This is a genomic window from Clostridium taeniosporum (genome assembly GCF_001735765.2).
GTDB classification, from domain to species: Bacteria; Bacillota; Clostridia; order Clostridiales; family Clostridiaceae; genus Clostridium; species Clostridium taeniosporum.
Genome location: NZ_CP017253.2, coordinates 1,706,452 through 1,729,312, shown reverse-complemented (window position 1 = coordinate 1,729,312; position 22,861 = coordinate 1,706,452). Strand labels below are relative to the sequence as shown.

Sequence of the window (22,861 nt, the reverse complement as noted above, 5' to 3'; positions counted from 1 at the left end):
CAGGAGCGGATTTTAATGAAAAATAGATTAAAAGAATTTCGTGAATCTTTTGGATTAACACAACAACAATTAGGTGAACTTGTAGGCGTATCAAGGCAAGCCATCAATTATATTGAAACAGAAAAATATGAACCATCTATTTGGTTAGCTTATGATATTTCAAAAGTATTTCACTGTCCTATAGAGAAAGTTTTTCTTTTTGAAGAAAGTGAAAGGAAATCAAGAGCACAATTAAGTAAAGGGGTAATTTAAATGGCAATAAGACAAATTAGACTTTTTGGTGATGAAATATTAAGAAAGAAAAGTAGAGAAGTTGAAGTTGTAGATGATAAAATAAGACAAATTTTAGATGATATGGCAGACACTATGTATAATACAGAAAATGGTGGAGGATTAGCAGCACCACAAATAGGTATCTTAAAACAATTAGTTGTAATAGATATGGGGCAAGGGCTTATAAAATTAGTTAATCCTAAAATAATTCAGAAAGAAGGAAGTCAAGAAGTTGTAGAAGGATGTTTAAGCAATCCAAATGTGTTTGGAAAATTATTAAGACCTGCAAAAGTAGTAGTTCAGGCCTTTAATGAAAAAGGAGAAAAAATTATATTAACAGGTACAGGAGATTTAGCTAAGTGTTTCTGTCATGAAATTGATCATCTAGAAGGTATTCTTTTCACTGATTTTGTTACTAAATATTTAGATTTTTAATATTAAAGGTATGGAATAAATAAAATGATCCATGCCTTTTTTTTGTAATAAAATTTCTGGGTTTTAATTATTTAAACTAATTAAATATATACAATACAGGTATTAAAAGTAATAACAGATGAAATATCAAATTATTTAGAAAAATGAATTTGTAATGTTTTTATTGTGTAAATCCTTAAATAATGCAAATTAGTAAAAAGATCTCTTTTTAATTTATAAATTTATTCGTATATTTACTTTAAATGTATATTATGGTATATTTTATTAAAAGATTATTCTTGATGTAAAAATAATTAGGGTTATCTACAATAGGATTATTTTTATATTATGCATTAATCTTTTTATGGGTAATGACATATCCAAAGATTCATTTACTTCAATAAATCTTAAATCTCAATTTTAATGATAAGCTATGTTTTATTATAAATATGAAATTGTAGTATTAAGATTTAAATTTTATTTTTGACCTTTATACTATAATGACAGCACAATTTTAAAATACAGCTAAATTAAAAAGGAGAATGTTAAATATATTTAAGGTAAGAAGATGAATAGTTATGTTAAAAAGTGAAGTATCTAAACAAATTACAATGCCACTAACGGCTCCAGCATTTCCAAGAGGACCTTATAGGTTCCATAATCGTGAATATTTTAATATTATATATCGCACTGATGCTGATGCTTTACGCAAGGTTGTACCAGAACCTTTAGAATTAGGGGATGATCCTTTAGTTAGATTTGAAATGATGGCTATGCCTGATACAAGTGGATTGGGTTCTTATACAGAGTGTGGACAGGCTATACCAGTAAGCTTTAATGGTAAAAAGGGTGACTATTTGCATATGATGTATTTAGATAATCATCCAGCTATTGCTGTGGGAAGAGAACTTAGCGCATATCCTAAAAAACTAGGTTATCCAAAACTATTTGTTGATTCAGATACACTAGTTGGTACATTAGATTATGGAAAATTAAGAGTAGCAATAGCAACTATGGGATATAAGCATAAAACTTTAGATATAAATGAGGCAAAAGAACAAATTTGTCGTCCTAATTTTATGTTAAAAATTATACCTAATTATGATGGAACTCCAAGAATATGTGAATTAATATCTGCACAAATTAAAGATATTACTATACATGAAGCGTGGACTGGCCCTGCAAGATTGCAACTATTTGATCATGCTATGGCACCATTCAATGATTTACCTGTAAAAGAAATAGTTTCTAGTTATCATATTCTTACAGATTTAACTCTTCCATCTCCTGAAGTTATATATGATTATCTTAAGAAATAGTTTAATATATAAATAAAAAAATATTTATTGTTATAAGTAGTTAAGAAATTAAATGGAGAATATGATTTTTATTTAATATAAAAATCATATTCTTTTTTTAGTTATTAGGAATTTAAAGAAATTTTAATACTAATTTTTAAATTAATATTTTAAAATAGTTTTGATATTTTGTTTCGATACCGGTACTTGTTTGAATGATAAAAAATAAATATTACATTTTATACTAATTATTATTAATTTTTATTAATTTAAATTAAAAGGTTTTCAGAAAAAATAAAGAAATTCGATATTATTTTTAATCACCTTATAATTATTCTTTAAAATTTATGATATAAAAATATATAATGATATCTTGGTTTGTTAACGTTTTACCTAGTTGTTAATAATTTTATGAAGTTTATATATTGATTTTGGATAATTTAGTGATAATATACTAAATATACAAGATATTCAATGAAATTACAGAGAACCAATCAAACAAAATTACTGCCTTATTTTTAGAGTTTATAAAACTTTTTTCTGATATCTCATCATTTGTAAATAGCATTATATATCCAAATAATTTATAGTTTTTTAATTTTATATAATTTAATTAATAAAAGATAGAAATCAAAAATTCCTATGAGTTTTTGTTTAAAAATTTTATAATCATAAGGAGGAGCAATATGGAAAGAAACTTATCAGTATTATCACAAAAAAAGAATTTAAAGATTACAAGAAAGGTTGAAGGTAACAAATCTATTAATAAAGAATCTTATTTAGGAGTATTTGAAAAAGTTGATAATGCTATTACAAAGGCAATTTATGCACAAAGGAAATTAAGTCTTTATTATACAAAAGAAGATAGAGAAAGAATTATAGAAGGTATAAGAAAAGCTACATTAGAAAATAAAGAAATATTAGCAAAAATGATTGTAGATGAGACACATATGGGAAGATATGAAGATAAAATATTAAAGCATGAATTAGTAGCTAAATATACTCCAGGTACAGAAGATTTAATTACTACAGCATGGTCTGGTGATCAAGGCCTTACATTAGTAGAAATGTCTCCATATGGTGTTATTGGTGCAATAACTCCTTCAACTAATCCAACTGAAACTGTTATATGTAACAGTATAGGTATGATAGCAGCAGGAAATTCTGTAGTATTTAATGGACATCCAGGAGCAAAAAAATGTGTTGCTTTTGCAGTAGATATGATAAACAAGGCGATTATTAAATGTGGCGGACCAGAAAATTTAGTAACTACAGTAGAAAATCCAACTATGGACTCTTTAAATGTAATTATGAAGCATCCATATGTAAAACTTTTATGTGGAACTGGAGGACCAGGCTTAATAAAGACACTCTTGAATTCAGGCAAAAAAGCTATAGGTGCAGGAGCTGGAAATCCACCAGTAATTGTAGACGATAGTGCAGATATAAAGCATGCTGCTAAAAGTATTATAGAAGGTTGTTCTTTTGATAATAATTTACCTTGCATTGCAGAAAAAGAAGTATTTGTTTTCGAAAATGTAGCAGATGATTTAATACAAAATATGCTTAAGAATAATGCTGTACTAATAAATGAAAACGAAGTGTCAAAATTATTAGATTTAGTATTAATAGAGAAAAAAGATGAACCTTCAGGATATGTTATAAACAAAAAATGGGTAGGAAAAGATGCTAAATTATTTTTAGATAAAATAGGTAAAAAAGTATCTGATGATGTTAAATGCATAATATGTGAAGTAGATGTAAATCATCCTTTTGTAATGACAGAACTTATGATGCCAATACTTGCTATTGCAAGAGTTAAGGATATTGATGAAGCAATAGAATGTGCCAAAACAGCAGAACAAGGTAAAAGGCATAGTGCATATATGTATTCAAAAAATATAGATAACTTAAATAGATTTGAAAAAGAAATAGATACAACTATTTTTGTAAAGAATGCTAAGTCTTTTGCGGGAGTAGGATTTGGAGCAGAAGGATTTACTACTTTTACTATTGCAGGGCCTACAGGTGAAGGAATAACTTCTGCAAGGAATTTTACAAGACAAAGAAGATGTGTACTTGCAGGTTAAATAACTAGTAATATAATATTTGAATTAATTTTATAAGGAACATTATATACTCTTAAATAAAGGAGATATTAACATGAATAAAATAGTTAAGCTTGAAGATTTAACATCTATTTTTAAAAATGGTATGACAATTATGATTGGTGGTTTTCTAGATTGTGGAACTCCTGAAACCATAATCGATATGCTGGTAAAATTAAATATAAAAGAGTTAACTGTTATAGGAAATGATACGGGATATCCAGATAAAGGGATAGGGAAATTAGTTGTAAATGGTCAAGTAAAAAAGGTCATAGCTTCTCATATTGGCACAAATCCTGAGACTGGAAGAAGAATGAATAGTGGGGAAATGGAAGTAGAACTTTCACCACAAGGAACATTGATTGAAAGAATTCGTGCGGCAGGTTCTGGTTTAGGTGGTGTATTAACACAAACAGGCATAGGAACAATTGTAGAAGATGGAAAACGTAAGATTTCAATTGATGGAAAAGAATATTTATTAGAACTCCCATTAAAAGCAGATGTTGCATTGGTAAAGGGAAGTATAGTAGATGAATTTGGGAATGCTTGCTATAAAGGAACTACAAAGAATTTTAATCCTTATATTGCTATGGCGGCAGATAATGTAATAATGGAAGCAGAAAATTTAGTAAAATGTGAAGAATTAAATAGAGAGGATATAATGACTCCAGGAGTATTAGTAAATTATATAGTAAAGGAGGAATTTTAAGTGATTACAGATAGTAAACTAGCAAAACAAATAATTGCCCAAAGAGTTGCAAGAGAGTTAAAAGAAGGACAACTTGTAAATCTTGGTATAGGACTTCCAACATTAGTGGCAAATTATGTGCCAAAAGAAAAGAATATAGCTTTTCAATCTGAAAATGGAATGATAGGTATGGGAGGAATGCCAACATTAGGACATGAAGATGAGCATATAATAAATGCAGGTGGACAATGTGTAACAGCATTACCAGAAGCATCATTTTTTGATAGTTCTATGTCTTTTGCTTTAATTAGAGGAGGACATGTTGATGTAACTGTACTTGGAGCTTTAGAAGTAGATGAAGAAGGAAGTTTAGCTAATTGGATTATACCTGGCAAAATGGTACCAGGAATGGGTGGTGCTATGGATTTAGTAACAGGTGCTAAAAAAGTAATTGTAGCAATGCAGCATACTGGAAAAGGAAAACCTAAAATCCTTAAAAAATGTAGATTACCTTTAACTGCAAAATCACAAGTAAACTTAATTATTACAGAACTTTGTGTAATTGAAGTAACAGAGAATGGTTTACTTTTAAGAGAGATTAATGAATATACAACAATTGATGAAATTAAATCTTTAACAGAAGCAGATTTAATTATACCACATAGTATAAACCGTATGGCTGTATAAAATTTATAATATGTTTATTTTATGATGATTTTATAAATAATAAAAAGAAAATTATTTATAAAACCAATATGATAAAAAGGCTTAATTTATGTACAAGTTATAAGGAAAGAAATAAAATGCGTTAATAACATTAAAAGTTAAATATTTAAATTCTTAAAATATTAATTAGTGTTTAAAATAAAAGGGAGGTTTTCTCAGAATGATTAAAAATACTTCTGAGAAAGTCTCTTTTTGGTTATTATAATGGTTTATTTCTAAAAATAAGACAATTTGGTTAATCAAAAATGTTTTTATCAAATATATCTATAAAATTACGTGATATATTAGATAAAGGTTTATTTTTAGGCCATATCAATCTTAAATATGATTGAATAGATGGTTCTATTATTTTTTTCATTTTTAGATTAATATTTGGTAAAATATTAGAAGCAGTAAGAGGTAAAATTGAAATTCCAATTCCAGCTTCAGCCCAGCTTAATGCAGTTATAATATCATCATTCTTACAGATTATTTGTGGTTCAAAGCCAGCTTTGTTACAAACATTTTTTATAATTTCATCATATCTTCTATTAATTATAAGTGGTTTATTTTTTAATTCTTTAAGAAGAATAGTATCTTTTTCAGCATTGTTATAGAATTCAGGTTTAGCAATTGTAACAAAATAGTCATTCAAGTTAGTTTTAAGATTATCTTTTACTATAAATGAATTATATAATGATAAGTTAAAGGGTTCTCTAACAAATCCAATATCAATTATTCCATTATTTAGTAGCTCTATTATTTTAAAACTATTACCTTCATATATTTCATAATTTATTTTAGGATATTTATTGCAAAATTCTTTTATTTTTTCAGGTAGCACTTTGATTCCAGAAGAGTATACTGTTCCTATACCTAGTGTTCCTGCTATCCCATTATTAAAATTTTTCATTTCATTTAAAGTTGATTTATATAATTTCAGAAGTTGAGATGACTTACTTTGAAGTAAAATACCAGCTTCTGTTAATTCTAAACTCCTACTTGTTCTATTAAATAAAGTTACGCCAAGTTCTTCTTCTAGTAATTTCAGTTGCTTGCTTAATGGTGGTTGAGAAATATTTAATTTTTTAGCTGCTGCTGTTATATGTCCTTCTTCAGCTATAGTTAAAAAATATTTAAGTTGTCTTATATCCATTATAATCACCTATCTATTCATATCTTTTAGATATAAATCTATTCCTAATATGTATTTTAAATATAGATTTACTATTGATATAATGATAAAGAAAAAATTATATATTTACAAGTAAATATAAATAAAAGTGAAAAGAAGGATTGATATGAACAAAAAATTTATAAGACTATTTGCAGCTGGTCATTTAGTGACAGACATATATCAGGGAGCATTACCAGCAATGTTACCATTTCTTGTATCGGAGAAAAATTTAAGTTATGCAGCAGCAGCATTCTTAATTTTTGCAGCAAATGCAAGCTCATCAATTATACAGCCTTTATTTGGAATTTATGCAGATAAAATTTCACTTCCTTGGGCACTTGGAACAGGTGTATTACTAGGAGGTATTGGAATTGGAATATCAGGGGTTTTAGAGAATTATAATATGATATTTGCTTTAGTAGCTTTAAGTGGAATAGGAATAGCATTATATCATCCAGAAGGAGCAAGACTTACAAATAAGTTTTCAGGCAAGAATAAAACTACAGCAGTAAGTCAATTTGCAGCTGGAGGAAATATTGGATTTGCTGTAGGGCCAATAATAACAACAGTAATTTTATCAATTTGGGGATTAAAGGGAACATTAATATTATGTATTCCAGCAATAATAATGGGATTAATTCTTTTATATGAATCAAAATATTTTTCTAATAATGAAGATAATTTAGTTAATGAAGGTAATTCTATAAGGCGTGAAGAAGTAGTAAAAGTTGATGAATGGGGAGCTTTTAGTAGGCTAACTCTTACTCTTCTTTGTAGATCAACAGTATTTTTTGGACTTAATACATTTTTAGCACTTTATTTTGTACATGTATTAAACCAATCAGAAGTACATGGCAGTATAGCATTATCTACATTAATTGTAGTTGGAGCAGTTGGTACACTATTTTCAGGAAAACTTTCAGATAAAGTTGGAAATAAGAAGATAATAATAATTGGTTATTCTTGTTTAGCACCATTGTTAATAGCATTTCTAAGTATAAAAAATCCAATGATAGTAACTATAATTTTAATTCCATTAGGATTTTTCTTATATATGCCATATAGCCCAATGATCGCACTTGGACAAAAATATCTACCAAATCATGTTGGACTAGCGTCAGGTGTAACAATGGGATTAGGAGTAACAATGGGAGGTGTTGTATCACCGATACTTGGATGGATTTCAGATAACTATGGAATACACACAGCATTATGTACTTTAATTATAATGCCAATACTTGCAGTATTATTAGCAAGAAAATTACCAGTTTCTAATGAGGACATAAAAAGTAAGAATATTGCCTGTAAATTTACAAATAAAAATTTAGATTTACAAAAATAATATAATTAAATAAAAATCTTATATTTTACCAAGTGATTATTTTGGAAAAATATGTATAAAGTCTTATAAACACAGGTTTTATTAAATATAAAAAAGACTTATTCAATATTTTAAAATCACTTGGTAAAATTTTTGTAATGTGTTACTATTACTGTATTAGAGGAAGTTTAAGATTTTAAGAATGGCTTATTTACTATGGATTAACATTAACATGAGATGCATTTAAATATTTCATAGATTATTTAATGTATAGGTATTAATGCTTTAAATAACAATCTTTAATTTTGCATTTACAAGGAATTGTATATTATAAGATAAAATGTATAATATAAGTTAGCATGTTTTCTATGATTTTATTAATAGAATAGAAATTATAAATTAAGAAATTGTTAATTTGGAGGAAATGTTGTGCAGAAAAAAGAATCCTTCAATTCTTTAAGATATAGTATCAGAAGTATTGAAGGCAATATAAAAGATGAGTTTTTATTAAACAGAACCAAAAGAGATCGTATAAAGATAAATGATTTAGATGAACTTAAAGAAGCACTTAAAAGAGAAGGATATAAGATAAGCAGTTTTGATGATGACAAGTTTAAAAAAGAATTAATAAGTATTTTAAAAGTAGATAATATTTTAGTAGATCATTTATATGATAATCTTAATGATCCTGAAATTACGTATAAAGTATATAATATTAAAGATTTAATTGATTATATAAAAAAGATGATAATATTTGAAAATGAACATAATAAGTTATGCGAAAAAATAAGTAAAATAAAGAAATTAAATATACATAGAATTGAATATGAGCGAGAACCTAAATCTCGAGATAATGTTGAACATATTATAAAAGTTATAAAAAAGACAAAGAAAGACGTGTCTGAAATAATAGATGAAAAAGATAATAGAAGATTAAAAAATTTAGAAAAAGAAATAAGTAAGGAATATCTTTATGCAAAAGATATTGAGCTATTAAAAAAAATGCTTGTCATTAGAAATAAAAATTTTAAAGAAACATACAATGTAAAATCTAAAATTAAAACAATATCTATAGATGTTCCTAAAAGGATAGATTATAAATGTATTTCTTCAAAGAAAGGGTCTGTGGAATATCATGAATATTTAAGTAATAACATACCAAGAATTCAACGATTAATAAAGAATATAAGTAAATATATAAAAGTTGATGAAAAAGAAAAGTCAACTTTTAAGATAAATCAAAGTGAGACTTTACAAGATTCTATAAATATAGCTGTGGCAACATATGATAATAAAGAGTTTAGAGCAATAAGTGGAAGTAATGATATAGAGGAATATTGCAAGGTGATTCCAGCAGAAAAAGCAATTTTTAAAAGTAGTAAAGTTAATAAATTAGGTGATTTAGGGATAGGCTATAATAGAGTTAATGATAGTGAAAAAAAGATATTAGAAGAAATACACAGGAAGATAGAAGCAAAATCTTTAAATAATGAAGGTAACCTTATTTTATATACTAAACATGAACCATGTCCAAGCTGTTATTACGTAATTCACCAATTTTGTGAAAAGCATCCAAAGATAAAAGTTAAGGTTAAATATAGCAAAAAATACGGTGAGTAATTTAAGAATTATAAAGAGTGATTTTAAATTTACTCTTTATTTTTTTGCAAAAATAATACATAATATAGTAAAAGTGCTATATATAGGAGATGAGAATATGAGGGGAAGGCATGCGATTGGTAATAAACCATTTGGAAATATACATTTAGATTATATTAGGTATAAAGATAAAGAAAAAGATATTAGACAAATCTATAAGCGAGTAAAGATGGATTATTTAAAAAATGAAAATTTAGATATAGATATAGAAAAAGTATATTTAAAGGAAAGGTTTATTTTTTATAATTTAGAAAAAAAACGTTATTATTTTAATATATTTGTTATGGTTCTTTCTGCTTTTTTAAGTGGTTTTTTTATAAAATATATTGAAAATTATATTATAGCTATGAGTACATTTATTATATTTGTTATCATGTTAATAAATAGTTTATTTAATGTACATAATTGTATTAGAGAAAATGATAAAAAATATAAATACTACGTAATATGTATGGAAGTGTTAAAAGAGATTAAAGATGAAAATGATGGATTAAATAAAATTAAAGAGGTAGTTTAGAAAAATTATTAAGAATGTTAATCAAATAACTTATATTTTTTAACAAAAATGGATTCGAACTTCTTGAATCCATTTTTGTTTTACTAAAGTTTTATTTAATTGTACATTCCATGTTGACTCATATAATTATAAATTTGTTCACCATGTTCTTGCTCTTCTTTTTGAATATGATTTAATACTTGCCTCATATTTTTATCTCTAAATTCAAATATAGAAGTATTATAAGTAGATGATATATACTTTTCAGTAGATAATGAATCTTGACATAAGATTTTATCATTATTTATATCATTTTGAGTTAATTGAGAAGTAGCACTATTCATATTTTGAATAGGACTTTGGTTAGTAGATTGATTTTGCATTCCACTTTGTCCTTGATTTTGTTGTCCTTGCCCTACACTAGGAACTGTACCATTTAACATTTGATTAATAGAATTCAAATGTTGTTGTTCATTTTGAGCTAAAGTAGTAAATAAATTTTTTAGTTCTGCATCGCAAGCTTTTTGAGAATACCTATTATATTTTTCAATACATAATTCTTCATGACTTTTTTCATCTTGCAATAACATTTTTTCTTTCATACTTAGATTTACCATAAAAACACCTCCAAGTATAGTTTTACTAAAAAGTAAAATATTATTCATTTTGTTAGTAATATTTTTACTAAAGAATTTACTTTTATGTTAAAATATTATTAAAAATTAAATACCAAAGTAGGTGTAAAATATAATGAAAAAAAACTTAAAGGAAAAAATAGATAACTTTTTAAAAGAAAATAAAATCAATATAACAGGTGGAACAATAAAAACCGAAGAAGAATTATCAGAAGTTTTAAATAATATTGCAATGAGTGATTTTAAAAAAGGAAAATTTCAAAAATCATTATACTTTGTTGAAAAAGCAATAGAGTTTAATCCTAAAAATTATTATGCACTTTTTATAAAGGGTACTATTTATAGAGCTTCAAGAAATTTTGATGAAGCAATTAAATGTTTTGAAAAATATTATGAACTTAGTAAAGATTCAACAAGTATTATGTATATAGGATTTTCTTATGCAGAATTAGGTGATACTGACAAGGCATTAGATTATTTTAGAAAAGGCGAACAAAGATTTTCAGATGAAGAAAAAAATAATTATAGAATGTTAATGTGTGCAGTATATGAATGTATAGGAAATATATATATGAACAGAGAAAATGTTCTAGAATTTAAAGAATGTGATAAACTAAGCCTTAATTATAAATTAGCTATTAAATATTACAAGATGTCAATTAAAATAGATAAAAATAATCACTTGTTACTTAATAAATTGGCGGCTTGTTATCATCATCTTGATGATGAAAAAAGGGCTTTATATTGTTATGAATTAGCTTCTAAAGTTGCACCAGAAATAAAAGAATATAAAGGGGCTATTGAAGAGATGAGGGAACAAGGAATTGTTTCTGAAACTATAGAGTTTTAGTTATAGAAAAAATAATTTTATTTGAATTTCATTAAAAGACTTATGAGTAAACACATCTATTTGTTTACTCATAAGTCTTTAATCATAAATAGAAGTATTTAACTATTATAAATGATTGTAAGGGTCAAAAATTCGACGCATAGCAATTATAATTCCATAATGATAAAATAAACCCAATAGAAGTGGAAAATGCTTCTGTTGGGTTTGAAAATTTAATATTATATTTAGTAGTAGTTATTTACCAACCTTAATGCGCAACACGTCGGGAAGAGCCTTTGACCAAGGCATATAATTATTTAAAGTTTCTTTTTCTTTAGACTCTGTATTAGCTAACATATCAAATAAATATACTAAATATTTTTCTACTATTAAACCGTTGGCTTTAGCGGTTTCAATTATGCTATAAATTAAAGCACTTGATTTTGCACCTTTTGCTGTATTTGAGAAAAGCCAGTTTTTTCTACCAATAACAAATGGTTTTATTGCTCTTTCAGCTCCATTATTATCTATTTCTAAAGATCCGTCTTCTAAAAGTGTTTTCATATCAGATAGAAGCTTTCTAGTATAGTCAAGAGCTTTACCTAACGGACTTTTTGGAAGAGCATTTTTTATTTCTCTCTCCACATATTCTTGAAATTCATTAAGAATTGGCGCTGACTTTTTAAGCCTTATTTTATATCGTTTTTTATAGTAATCTTCGTCCTTGCTATAAGTTTCCCTTAAGTCTTTTTCTATTTTATAAAGTTTTTCACAATAATTAAACCCTATTATAGCACGTGATTTTTTTAGGGCTTCTTCATCTAAGTTTACTATTATTTCATGATATTTTCTTCGGATATGAGCTAGGCAATATAATCGTTTCACATTTTCGACTCTATTATATCCGGTATACCCATCTGTTTGAAGATATCCTGAAAATCCTTTCAAAAATTCTTTAGGACAAGAGCTAGATCTTGTATTCTGATAGTCATATAAAATAATTGGATCTTTTAAAGCTCCAGATTTATATAACCACATATATTTCTTGGACTTTGAATCCTTACCGCTATCATTAATAACCTGAACGGTAGTCTCATCAGCTTGTATATAATTTTTCTTTAAAAGTTGTTCTTTCATAATATCATATACAACTTGAAGTTCAGTAGCACTATTCATTATCCAATTAGATAATGTTTGTCTTGAAAGATTTGCACCTAGCATCTTAAAGTAGGTTTCTAATCTATATAAAGGCATTGCATGCTGATACTTCATATTTATGACATGAGCTACTAATTCATTTGATGCCATACTTTTATAAAATATAGTATTAGGTAATTTTGTTGAAATTATGTTTGCAACACCTGCTTCCGCTTCGCAAGATTTGCAAGCATAACTATATGTAATATGTTCTTCTATATAAAGTTTTGCTGGTATGTATTTTAATACTTCCTTTGATTTACGTCCAATAACAACTAAAGAATTATTACATTTGCTGCATATTGCTTCATTTTCTTCAAGCTTATGTTCAACAATGATTCTTTCTAAATTTGCTAAATTATCTTTCTTGCCAATGTGTTTAGATGACTTAGTTCTTGTATAAGCAATTTCCTCCATTGTTGGCTCAGCCATTTTAAAGTCACAGTTATTTTCAGCATCGTCAAAAAGAGACATTTGATTAGAATCTACCTGTTCACTAGATTTTCCAAATATCTTTCTATTTTTATTAAGAATTTGACCTTTCAAAAATGCTAATTCAGTTTTAAGATTTTGAATTTCTGAATCTTTTAACTCAATTTCTCTTTCCATTTTCGAAATCAATAACTGTGTTTTTTCATCAAGTTGATTGTTTAAATTTAAGCCATCCATTTTGTTACCTCTCAACAATTTTTATAGGTATATTATACCATAAAACCCTTGATTTTAGAAGAGCTTGCTCACTTTTAAATCAAGAGTTTCTATTTGTAATTTCAAATGTTTTAGTAACAATTTTTTTCTTTTATAGGCTTAAATTTTGATGTAGTTCTAACTTCATATCCTTTAAGTAGCCAACTTAATTCTTCTTTATTTACTTTCATTGCTTCTTCTTTAGTCATAGGCCATTTCAACCTATTATTTTCAAGTCTATGATAATATAGCCAAAAACCTTCATCAAAATGTAATATTTTTAATCTATTCATCGACCTGTTACAGAAGACAAATAGAGCTTTTTCAAAGGGATCTAACTTTAACTGTGTTTGAACGATCATAACTAAACCATCTATACTTTTTCGTAAATCTGTTATACCACAAGCTAAATATACAGTATCTACTTTATCTATATTAAGCATGTTTTACTAAATTCCCTAAGTATATTTGATAACAAAGCTATTTCATTAGCCGGTATAAATATTTTAGCTTTGCCAATTTCTATCTTAATCTCAGTAGCTGATTTAATATTATTAGTTACTGTTAATATATTTGTATTATTGTTTTCTAAAGCTATAGCTTGAAATGTCGTATTATTCTCTTTCTCAAATTTCTTTCTGTAATAGTAAAACTGACTTCTACTAATACTATTTTCTTTACAGAAACTATCTAACGTCCCTTCGTAAGAAGAAAACTTCTCTACAAGTTCTCTCCATTTCACATCTGTTCCTTTTTTAACCATAACAATTCCTCCTTGTTATATTTTAATGCAATTTTAACAAGAAGGTTTGGTATTATCTAGACAGTAATTTTTTTACGCTTACAAATGATTTTGTAATACTAATCTAAAGTAATACTCAAAAAAATAAAAGAAGAATCATTATAACTAAGTTAATTAATTTTAATAATCAGCAAATAAAATGGAAAATCAAATTCCAAATAATAATTATTGAGGATTTTTTATTTTATACATATCAATCTATATTAAGTGGAATACTTAGTATATACTAATTTTTTAGGAGTGATATTCATGGAAGAAAATCCAATGTTTTGTTATCAGTGTGAGCAAACAGCAGGGGGGAAAGGCTGTACTAAGATGGGAGTATGCGGTAAAACGCCTGAAGTAGCAAATCTTCAAGATTTACTTATATATCAGTGCAAAGGTATAAGCATTTATGCAATGGAACTTATAGAAAATGGAGAAAACATAGATAAGAGTATTGTTAGTTTTGTAGAAAATTCATTATTTACAACACTTACTAATGTTAACTTTGATGCAGAAGTTCATGTAGAAATGCTTAAAGAATCTCAAAAAATTAAAGAAGAATTGAGAGATAAAGTAGGAAATAATAAGGAATATTCAGAAGAAGCAACTTATAACTTAAGTGATACTAAGGAAGAAATGCTGAAGGATTCTAAAAGAGCAGGAATAATGTTTAATCAAACTATAGATGCAGATATAAGATCACTTAGGCAAACAATTATTTATGGTTTAAAAGGTATAAGTGCTTATGGACATCAAGCTAGATTTTTAGGATATTGTGATGACCAGGTAGATAACTTTTACTTTAGAGGGTTAGAATGTACAACAAATGATAATTTAAGCGTTGAAGAACTGATTAGAATGACTATGAGAACTGGAGATATGAGTGTAGCAGTAATGAAGAAATTAGATGAGGCTAATACTGAAACTTATAAGAATCCAACGCCACATAAGGTAAACGTACATATTAAAAAAGGTCCTTTTATAATTGTATCTGGCCATGATTTAAGAGATTTAGAGATGTTACTTAAGCAAACAGAAGGAAAAGGAATTAATATATATACTCATGGAGAAATGATACCTAGTCATGGATATCCAGAATTAAAAAAATATAAGCATCTTGTAGGTAATTATGGAGGGGCTTGGCAAGATCAACAAAAAGAATTTGATGGAATTCCTGGATGTATTCTTATGACCACAAATTGTCTTATGAGACCTAGAGAAACATACAAAGATAGAATATTTACAACAAGTGTAGTTGGTTGGGATGGAGTTGAATATATAAAAGCAGATAAGAATGGGTATAAAGATTTTACTCCTATAATTGAAAAAGCATTAGAACTTGGTGGATTTAAGGAATCAGAAAAGCCACGTGAAATATTAGTAGGTTTTGGACATCATGCCACTTTAAGTAATGCAGAAACAATAGTAAATGCAGTTAAGGAAGGAAAGATTAGACACTTCTTTTTAGTAGGTGGATGTGATGGTGCTAAACCGGGGCGAAATTATTATACAGAATTTGCGGAGAAAGTTCCAAAAGATTGTATAATACTTACTCTTGCATGTGGTAAATATAGATTTAATAAACTAGAATTTGGAGAGGTTGCTGGAATACCAAGACTATTAGATGTTGGTCAATGTAATGATGCATATTCTGCAGTTAGAATTGCAACAGCACTTGCTGATGCTTTTGATACAGATGTTAATGGATTACCATTATCAATAATTTTGTCTTGGTATGAACAAAAAGCTGTTGCTGATCTTTTGGCATTGCTTTCATTAGGAATAAAAGGGATGTTTATAGGTCCAACTTTACCAGCCTTTATTAGTCCTAATGTACTTCAATATTTAGTTGATACATTTAATTTACAATTAATAAGTGAGCCAGACGATGATTTAAAGACTTGTTTACAACAAGGAATATCATTGTAAAGTATTTATTTGTGAAAAGGTGTGTTTAATATTAAGATTATAATTGAAGCAATTTCACAATTTTTTTATTAAATAGAGAGTGAGAATTTAAAATAAAGATTTTTAAATAGAATATTATTAAAATAAATATATTTTTAAAAAGGTATACTGGAGTTTTCAGGATACCTTTTTATTTTTCAATTAATGTATATAATTTACGATATATTGAAAAAAATGAAAATACTATTTAAATTAATGTTAATTAATGTTATAATACGGACAGGCGTTTATAAGAAATTTCAACAAATATTGATATAAATAGATATTGATGTAAAAAAAATCACTAAAATGTACTTAATGTACTTATAGTTAAGTTCATAGGAATTATAAAATTAGTTTTTTATTTATATATAAAAATTATATTGAATTTGTTGATCGGGGAGGCTTTAACTTGCTGAAAGAAGAAATAAAAGGAATTAATAAAAAACTAATATTAATTATATTAATAAATTTAATTAGTTTTTATTTAATTTTTAAATTAAATATTGTTATTGCTAATAATATTAATTTAAATGAGTTAACACTTGTTAAAGATATAAAAGGAATAAATTATATAATAGGTTTTATATCGATCTTTTGTTGTTTTTTATATTATTATTTGTATGAAGATGATTATTTTTATATGCTTTCATTAAATTATATATCCATATATTCAGAATTTATATTTGTTGAATTTTTTATTAAACATGCAGATATAATAGGACTTATGCATTCAAATTCCGTTTTTATAGGTTTAACATCTATTTTTAGAAGTATATTATTATATTTAACTATATTTAATAAAAATAAAATTACTAAATTACTATGCGAAAATAGATTTGTTGGAATAGTTTTTGTATTAATTATTAATGCTATATGTATAATTACAGATTTAAATATAACAGAAAATTATCATTATATAAGTAATATAAATATTCTTTTTTTAATCAAACAAGTAATAAATTTAGTAACTTATTCACTAATTTTGGAGGTTTATGTTAAGTATTTTAAAGAAAGAAAATTTAATTATTTTATAACATTTGTTAGTTTAAGTGTTATGTTTTTAAGCAGAGTACTTTTGGTAGAAAATTTATATACAGATATAAATAGAATGTATGCTCTAAACAGATGTTTATTAGCTTTGGGGTTTTTTATAATAATAATAAGTTTATTTTTAGAAATAATAACTAAGTCTAAGGAAAATAGAAAATTAAGTTATGAGGTTGTTAGCCAAAAAAATGAAATGGATAAATTAAAAGAAGAAGAAGAAATGCGAACACAGTTCTTTGCAAATATTTCTCATGAGCTTAGAACTCCTCTTAATATAATTATATCATCTTTTCAGTTATTAAAAATGTATGATTATAATGAAGAGGAATTTCTAAAATATTATAGCAAATATAAGAATACAATTTCGCAAAACTGTTCTAGAATGCTAAGATTAATAAATAATATTATAGATGTTACTAAGTTTGATGCAGGTTGTTTTAAAATGAACTTTGTTAATTGTGAAATTATAAGTTTGGTGGAAAATGTTACTTTGTCAATAGCAGAATATGAAAAAGCAAAAAAAAGAAATGTAATTTTTGATACAGATTGCGAATTTCTTCAAATGAAATGTGATCCTGAGAATTTAGAGAGGGCTATTCTAAATTTGCTTTCTAATGCCATTAAATTTACTAGTGATAACGGAAATATATATGTAAAAATTGAAAGTAAAAATAATAATTATTTAAGTATAATTATAAAAGATGATGGTATAGGTATTCCTAAAAAATTTAGAAAAAGTATTTTCGAAAGATTTGTTCAAGTAGATAAATCTTTTAGAAGAAATGCTGAAGGTAGTGGAATAGGATTATCTTTAGTAAAATACATAGTAGATTCTCATGATGGAGAGATTTATCTAAAGGATAATAATGAAAAAGGTTGTGAATTTGTAATAAATTTACCTAAAATAAAGTTAAATAAAAAAATGGATAACTTTGAATATAATTTACATAAAAAAGATGAAATTGATAGTAAAATACTTATTGAATTTTCAGATATTAAATGATAAGGAGCTGTCTCAAAGCAGCTCCTTTATAACATAGTACTAGAATTTTTATGATTAAAATTTATTGAGGTTATTATTTATTTTAAGTCAGTTACTTATGATTTAGATGATATATTATTTTTTAATATAGAAATACCTTGTGTCATAGTTCCCATTGGGCAATATACGCACCATGAATTTGGTTTAAAAAGTACCATTGTAATAACACCTAATATGGTAGAAGTAAGCATAATACTATAAAAACCAAAAGAAAATTGAGCTATCCAAGGTGTAATATTTGTTAAATCATTAAAGTTCCAAGGAAGTTTAAATGTCCACAAAATAGTTATAACTTCATTTAAAGAATTAACACCTTGAAAAACTAAATATGTATTAAAAATCATACTTAAAAACATGGCTAAAAAGAATGTTAGAAATCCATATCTAAAATACTTAGTTTTCATCCATTTAGGAATTGATTTATTTCTTGAAAGTTTAAGTTTATTTCCAAGTAATGATAATAACTGACCACGACCACAGTAAGTATTGCAATAAGCTTTCCCACCACCTGATATTGATATTATCAAAGGCACCAAGAAACATATTAAACCAAGCCAAGCAAATAAAATATTAAAAGCACCTAATATTAAATAAGCTGAAGATGCAATCCATAAATATTCATACCATTTTTTTTTCTTTAAGTTATTTTTTTTCATAATTTCCTCCTAAACTTCCTGTTTCATTTCTATTACTGATGCTGGGCAAACCATTGAGCATTTAGTGCATCCAACACATTTATTTAAATCAATCTTTGCATACATTCCTTTATTTATTGATATGGCTTTAACTGGACAATTCTTTGCACATATTCCACAAGCAACACAATATTTTGTATCAACATGGGCTTTTTTTCTTACTAAATTTTTTTTCATGATTTAAACTCTCCTTATTATTTTTAGTTAAAACACTATATTTGTTTATGTGATAATTATAATAAAAAATTATAAACTAGTTTGTGATTTTGTCACAATTTCTTTATTCAAGACTTTAAGTATATAAATTTTTAAATAAAGAAAAATATATTAATGATTGGAATAATATAAAAACTAACTTTACTAATATACAGTAAGTTAAAATGTTTTTATTAACTTTTATTATTACAAATAAGTTTTATATTTATGTGATAAAGTCACAGAAGATATTAATGCTATTGTGGTATAAATTAAATATAAGAAATATTTAATTATTTTTAAATAAATATAATAAGTAAGTATTAGAAAATTATTTATAGATATTTTTATATTAAAATGTTGAAGTAAGGAGAGATAATATGTCTAAAAAAGTTATTATTGTTGGTGGAGTTGCAGGTGGAGCATCTACTGCAGCAAGACTTAGAAGATTAGACGAAAGTTTGGAAATAGTTATGTTTGAAAAAGGTGAATATATATCATTTGCTAATTGTGGTCTTCCTTATTATATAGGAGGAACTATTAATGATAGAGAAAAACTTATAGTTCAAACTGTAGAAGAAATGAGTAAAAAATTTAATTTAGATATAAGAAATTTAAGTGAAGTTATAAAAATAGACAAAGAAAATAAAAAAGTTAGGGTAAAAGATTACAGAGAAAATAAAGTTTATGAAGAAGATTATGATGTCTTAGTATTATCTCCAGGAGCAAGTCCTTTAAAACCTAAAATATCAGGAATTGATGGGTGTGACAATTTATTTACACTTAGAAATATACCAGATACAGATAAAATAAAGGGATTTGTAGATAAGAAAAATCCTAAAAAAGCAGTTGTGATAGGTGGAGGGTTTATAGGACTTGAAATGGCTGAAAATCTAAAAGAAAGAGGTATTGATGTAACTTTAGTAGAAGCTAGTGATCAGGTAATGGCTCCAATTGATATAGAAATGGCTAGTATAGTACATGATCATTTAATTGATAAAAATGTAGAATTAATATTAAAAGATGGAGTAGAATCTTTTGAAAATCAAGGTAAGAAAATCGTTTTAAAAAGTGGAAGAAAAATTGATACTGATATGATAATTTTATCAATTGGTGTTAAACCAGAGACTGAAATAGCTAAAGAGGCAGGTATTAAATTAAATGAAAGAGGCGCTATTATAGTTGATAAATATATGAAAACCTCTGATTCAAATATTTTTGCATTAGGAGATGCTGTTGAGGTTATAGACTTTGTAAATAAAAAACCTACAATGATTCCTCTTGCTTGGCCTGCAAACCGTCAAGGTAGATTAGTAGCTAATAATATAATTGGAAAAAATGAAGAGTATAAAGGAACGCTTGGATCATCAGTTGCTAAGGTATTTGATTATACTGTAGCTTCAACTGGAAATAATGAAAAAATATTAAAGAAGTTAGAAATTAAATATGAAGCAATTCATATACATCCAGGTTCTAGTGCAGGATATTATCCAGGATCTTTTCCAATAGCAATTAAGATGTTATTTAGTCCAGATGATGGAAAGATATTTGGAGCACAAGCTGTAGGAATTAATGGTGTTGAAAAACGTATGGATGTATTAGCTACAGCGATTAAAGGTAATTTTACTGTTTTTGATTTACAAGACATTGAAGTTTGTTATGCGCCACCATATAATTCAGCAAAAGACCCAGTTAATATGCTAGGGTATTATGCATCAAATATTATAGATGGAATAGTAGATACAGTACAATGGAGTGAAATTAATAATATAGATAAAAATAATTCTATAATTTTAGATGTAAGAGAAGAATTTGAATTGATTACTGGAAAATTTGATAATTCTATAAATATTCCTCTAGGACAATTAAGAGATAGGTTAAATGAAATACCAAAGGATAAAAATATATATGTTACATGTCAAGTTGGATTACGTGGATATATAGCCTGTAGAATTTTAAAACAGTATGGAATAAATTGCATTAATATAGATGGTGGTCTAAAGACTTATATGTATGTAAAGAGGGCAGAAGAGAGCATTAAAAATCAATATGAAAAAGTTAATGAAATAGAAGAAGAGGTAGCAGCTATGAGTTTAGAAGATTTAGATATAACTGAGATAAATGCAAAAGTAACTTTAGATGCTTGTGGACTTCAATGTCCTGGACCTATAAGAAGAGTATTTGAAGAAATTAATAAAATGGAAGAAGGACAAATATTAGAAGCTAAAGCAAGTGATGTTGGATTTAGTAAAGATATAAAAGCATGGTGTGAAAAAACTAATAATACTTTACTTAAGTCAGAATTTGATAAGAGCAAAAATGCTTTTGTAGCATATATACAAAAAGGAACGAAAAAAGATAAAGAAATATTTTCAAGTTCAGCTGTAGACAAAAATGGAGCAACTTTAGTAGTGTTTAGTGGAGAATTTGATAAAGCTATAGCTTCATTTATAATAGCTACAGGAGCAGCTTCTATGGGAAAAGAAGTTACTATGTTTTTTACTTTCTGGGGACTTAATATACTAAAAAGAAAAGATAAGCCTAGAGTAAATAAGGATACTATGGAGAAGATGTTTGATATTATGTTACCAGGTCATCCTGAAAAATTACCATTATCTAAAATGAATATGATGGGAATGGGACCTGCAATGATAAAACAAATAATGAAAAAACACAATGTAGATGATCTAGAAAGTTTAATAACTAATGCAATAAATATGGGAGTTAAAGTGGTTGCGTGTGCTATGAGTATGGATCTTATGGGAATAAAGAAAGATGAATTTATTGATGGAGTAGAAATTGGTGGAGTTGCATCTTATCTAGGTGCTACTGAAGATTCAGGATTAAATTTATTTATATAAATTATAAAAGAGTTATATTTAGGTGTTTTTTAAATATAGCTCTTTAATTATATATAGAAATTATGAAACCTTCTGATATTTACAAAAAATCTATGTAAGGTTTAAGAAAGAATAAAAAAAGATTATGAACTAACACAAAAATTAAATAGATAATCTAACAAAGCAGTTTAGAATTTTTTATTTTAAGCTGCTTTGTTAGTTAAAAATAGTTTTTAATAAATTGCTGCTTTATAACAAAAAATATAGATAATCTATGATTATAAGTTATAATAAAAATTAATATAGAATATATTCAAAAGTTAAATATAAGAATCAAATAAAATTATTGAAATTTTATAATAATAAATAAAAAAACAGATATTGGGAGAGTGTGATTTGTAATGAAGGAAACATTAGAAAGAATAAAGAAATTTAGAAATGATAGAGAATGGGCTCAATTTCATACACCGGCCAATCTTTCAAAAGCTATTTCAATAGAAGCAGGTGAACTTTTAGAAAATTTTCTTTGGGATGAAGAAAACTATGATAAAGAACATGTTATTGAAGAATTAGCAGATGTTATGATTTATTGTATACATATGAGTGACTGCTTGAATGTAGATTTAATAGAAGTAATAAACAAAAAAATGGATAAAAATGAGCTGAAATATCCAGTAGAAAAATGTAAAGGAAGTAGTAAAAAGTATACAGAATTATGATTAGTATATTTTTTAATATTAAATATAAAAATATAAAAAGAAATAAGTTTAGTATAATTAATATATAAAACTAATATTAGTACAAAATATTTATGCAAA

Annotated in this window: 21 protein-coding genes; 14 read left to right on the top strand and 7 right to left on the bottom strand. The window is 26.0% G+C overall.

Annotated elements, in window-relative coordinates; translation table 11 throughout:
* Positions 1 to 15 precede the first annotated feature (15 nt).
* The 6 genes from BGI42_RS08010 (at position 16) to BGI42_RS07985 (ending at position 5,468) form a co-directional block, all read left to right on the top strand.
* Positions 16 to 252 carry a helix-turn-helix transcriptional regulator gene (locus tag BGI42_RS08010; protein ID WP_069679821.1) on the top strand — a complete coding sequence of 79 codons (237 nt, stop codon included), beginning with the start codon at positions 16 to 18 and terminating at the stop codon, positions 250 to 252.
* Positions 253 to 708, top strand: coding sequence for a peptide deformylase (gene def, locus BGI42_RS08005; RefSeq protein WP_069679820.1), 456 nt, complete (start codon positions 253 to 255; stop codon positions 706 to 708).
* Between the two features lie 557 nt (positions 709 to 1,265).
* Positions 1,266 to 2,006 (top strand): acetoacetate decarboxylase, encoded by a 741-nt coding sequence (adc, locus tag BGI42_RS08000; RefSeq protein WP_069679819.1) that lies wholly within the window; start codon positions 1,266 to 1,268, stop codon positions 2,004 to 2,006.
* 665 nt (positions 2,007 to 2,671) lie between these two features.
* Complete coding sequence (locus BGI42_RS07995) at positions 2,672 to 4,075, top strand: aldehyde dehydrogenase family protein (RefSeq protein WP_069679818.1); 1,404 nt, start codon at positions 2,672 to 2,674, stop codon at positions 4,073 to 4,075.
* A 73-nt stretch (positions 4,076 to 4,148) separates the two neighbouring features.
* Positions 4,149 to 4,802 (top strand): butyrate--acetoacetate CoA-transferase subunit A, encoded by a 654-nt coding sequence (ctfA, locus tag BGI42_RS07990; protein ID WP_069679817.1) that lies wholly within the window; start codon positions 4,149 to 4,151, stop codon positions 4,800 to 4,802.
* Positions 4,803 to 5,468 (top strand): 3-oxoacid CoA-transferase subunit B, encoded by a 666-nt coding sequence (locus BGI42_RS07985; RefSeq protein WP_069679816.1) that lies wholly within the window; start codon positions 4,803 to 4,805, stop codon positions 5,466 to 5,468.
* A gap of 274 nt (positions 5,469 to 5,742) precedes the next feature.
* On the opposite strand, the gene BGI42_RS07980 is transcribed toward BGI42_RS07985, so the two are convergent.
* A complete protein-coding gene (locus BGI42_RS07980; protein WP_069679815.1) occupies positions 5,743 to 6,642 on the bottom strand; it encodes a LysR family transcriptional regulator in 900 nt (299 codons plus the stop codon).
* Positions 6,643 to 6,787: 145 nt separating this feature from the next.
* On the opposite strand from BGI42_RS07980, the gene BGI42_RS07975 reads away from it, so the two are divergent.
* The 3 genes from BGI42_RS07975 to BGI42_RS07965 all read left to right on the top strand — a co-directional run bounded on the left by BGI42_RS07975 (position 6,788) and on the right by BGI42_RS07965 (position 10,160).
* Positions 6,788 to 8,005: an MFS transporter gene (locus BGI42_RS07975; RefSeq protein WP_069679814.1), complete on the top strand. Its 1,218-nt coding sequence runs from the start codon at positions 6,788 to 6,790 to the stop codon at positions 8,003 to 8,005.
* A 408-nt stretch (positions 8,006 to 8,413) separates the two neighbouring features.
* Positions 8,414 to 9,604, top strand: coding sequence for a deaminase domain-containing protein (locus tag BGI42_RS07970; RefSeq protein ID WP_084023861.1), 1,191 nt, complete (start codon positions 8,414 to 8,416; stop codon positions 9,602 to 9,604).
* Between the two features lie 97 nt (positions 9,605 to 9,701).
* Entirely contained in the window at positions 9,702 to 10,160 is a 459-nt protein-coding gene (locus BGI42_RS07965; RefSeq protein WP_069679813.1) for a hypothetical protein, read from the top strand.
* 95 nt (positions 10,161 to 10,255) lie between these two features.
* Here the strand turns inward: BGI42_RS07965 and BGI42_RS07960 are convergent, their stop codons facing one another.
* Positions 10,256 to 10,756: a spore coat protein gene (locus tag BGI42_RS07960; RefSeq protein ID WP_069679812.1), complete on the bottom strand. Its 501-nt coding sequence runs from the start codon at positions 10,754 to 10,756 to the stop codon at positions 10,256 to 10,258.
* 133 nt (positions 10,757 to 10,889) lie between these two features.
* On the opposite strand from BGI42_RS07960, the gene BGI42_RS07955 reads away from it, so the two are divergent.
* A complete protein-coding gene (locus BGI42_RS07955; protein ID WP_069679811.1) occupies positions 10,890 to 11,624 on the top strand; it encodes a tetratricopeptide repeat protein in 735 nt (244 codons plus the stop codon).
* A 234-nt stretch (positions 11,625 to 11,858) separates the two neighbouring features.
* On the opposite strand, the gene tnpC is transcribed toward BGI42_RS07955, so the two are convergent.
* From tnpC to tnpA, 3 genes are all read right to left on the bottom strand, one after another.
* A complete protein-coding gene (gene tnpC, locus BGI42_RS07950; protein ID WP_084023860.1) occupies positions 11,859 to 13,469 on the bottom strand; it encodes an IS66 family transposase in 1,611 nt (536 codons plus the stop codon).
* Between the two features lie 110 nt (positions 13,470 to 13,579).
* The gene (gene tnpB, locus BGI42_RS07945; RefSeq protein WP_069679810.1) at positions 13,580 to 13,930 is read right to left on the bottom strand and encodes an IS66 family insertion sequence element accessory protein TnpB; all 351 of its coding nucleotides are present in this window, start codon (positions 13,928 to 13,930) and stop codon (positions 13,580 to 13,582) included.
* Positions 13,918 to 14,250: an IS66 family insertion sequence element accessory protein TnpA gene (gene tnpA / locus BGI42_RS07940; protein ID WP_069679809.1), complete on the bottom strand. Its 333-nt coding sequence runs from the start codon at positions 14,248 to 14,250 to the stop codon at positions 13,918 to 13,920. The genes tnpB and tnpA overlap by 13 nt, the downstream gene beginning before the upstream one ends.
* Before the next feature lie 288 nt (positions 14,251 to 14,538).
* On the opposite strand from tnpA, the gene hcp reads away from it, so the two are divergent.
* Together hcp and BGI42_RS07930 are read left to right on the top strand one after the other, a co-directional pair.
* Complete coding sequence (hcp, locus tag BGI42_RS07935; protein ID WP_084023859.1) at positions 14,539 to 16,203, top strand: hydroxylamine reductase; 1,665 nt, start codon at positions 14,539 to 14,541, stop codon at positions 16,201 to 16,203.
* Between the two features lie 430 nt (positions 16,204 to 16,633).
* Positions 16,634 to 18,274, top strand: coding sequence for a sensor histidine kinase (locus BGI42_RS07930; RefSeq protein WP_069679808.1), 1,641 nt, complete (start codon positions 16,634 to 16,636; stop codon positions 18,272 to 18,274).
* Positions 18,275 to 18,369: 95 nt separating this feature from the next.
* Here the strand turns inward: BGI42_RS07930 and BGI42_RS07925 are convergent, their stop codons facing one another.
* Positions 18,370 to 18,969 (bottom strand): 4Fe-4S binding protein, encoded by a 600-nt coding sequence (locus BGI42_RS07925; RefSeq protein WP_069679807.1) that lies wholly within the window; start codon positions 18,967 to 18,969, stop codon positions 18,370 to 18,372.
* A 9-nt stretch (positions 18,970 to 18,978) separates the two neighbouring features.
* Complete coding sequence (locus tag BGI42_RS07920; protein ID WP_069679806.1) at positions 18,979 to 19,185, bottom strand: 4Fe-4S dicluster domain-containing protein; 207 nt, start codon at positions 19,183 to 19,185, stop codon at positions 18,979 to 18,981.
* A 398-nt stretch (positions 19,186 to 19,583) separates the two neighbouring features.
* Between BGI42_RS07920 and cdr the strand changes: the two genes are divergently transcribed.
* Both cdr and BGI42_RS07910 read left to right on the top strand, forming a co-directional pair.
* A complete protein-coding gene (gene cdr / locus BGI42_RS07915; RefSeq protein WP_069679805.1) occupies positions 19,584 to 22,064 on the top strand; it encodes a CoA-disulfide reductase in 2,481 nt (826 codons plus the stop codon).
* A 380-nt stretch (positions 22,065 to 22,444) separates the two neighbouring features.
* Positions 22,445 to 22,762: a nucleotide pyrophosphohydrolase gene (locus BGI42_RS07910; RefSeq protein ID WP_069679804.1), complete on the top strand. Its 318-nt coding sequence runs from the start codon at positions 22,445 to 22,447 to the stop codon at positions 22,760 to 22,762.
* The last annotated feature ends 99 nt before the right edge of the window (positions 22,763 to 22,861 follow it).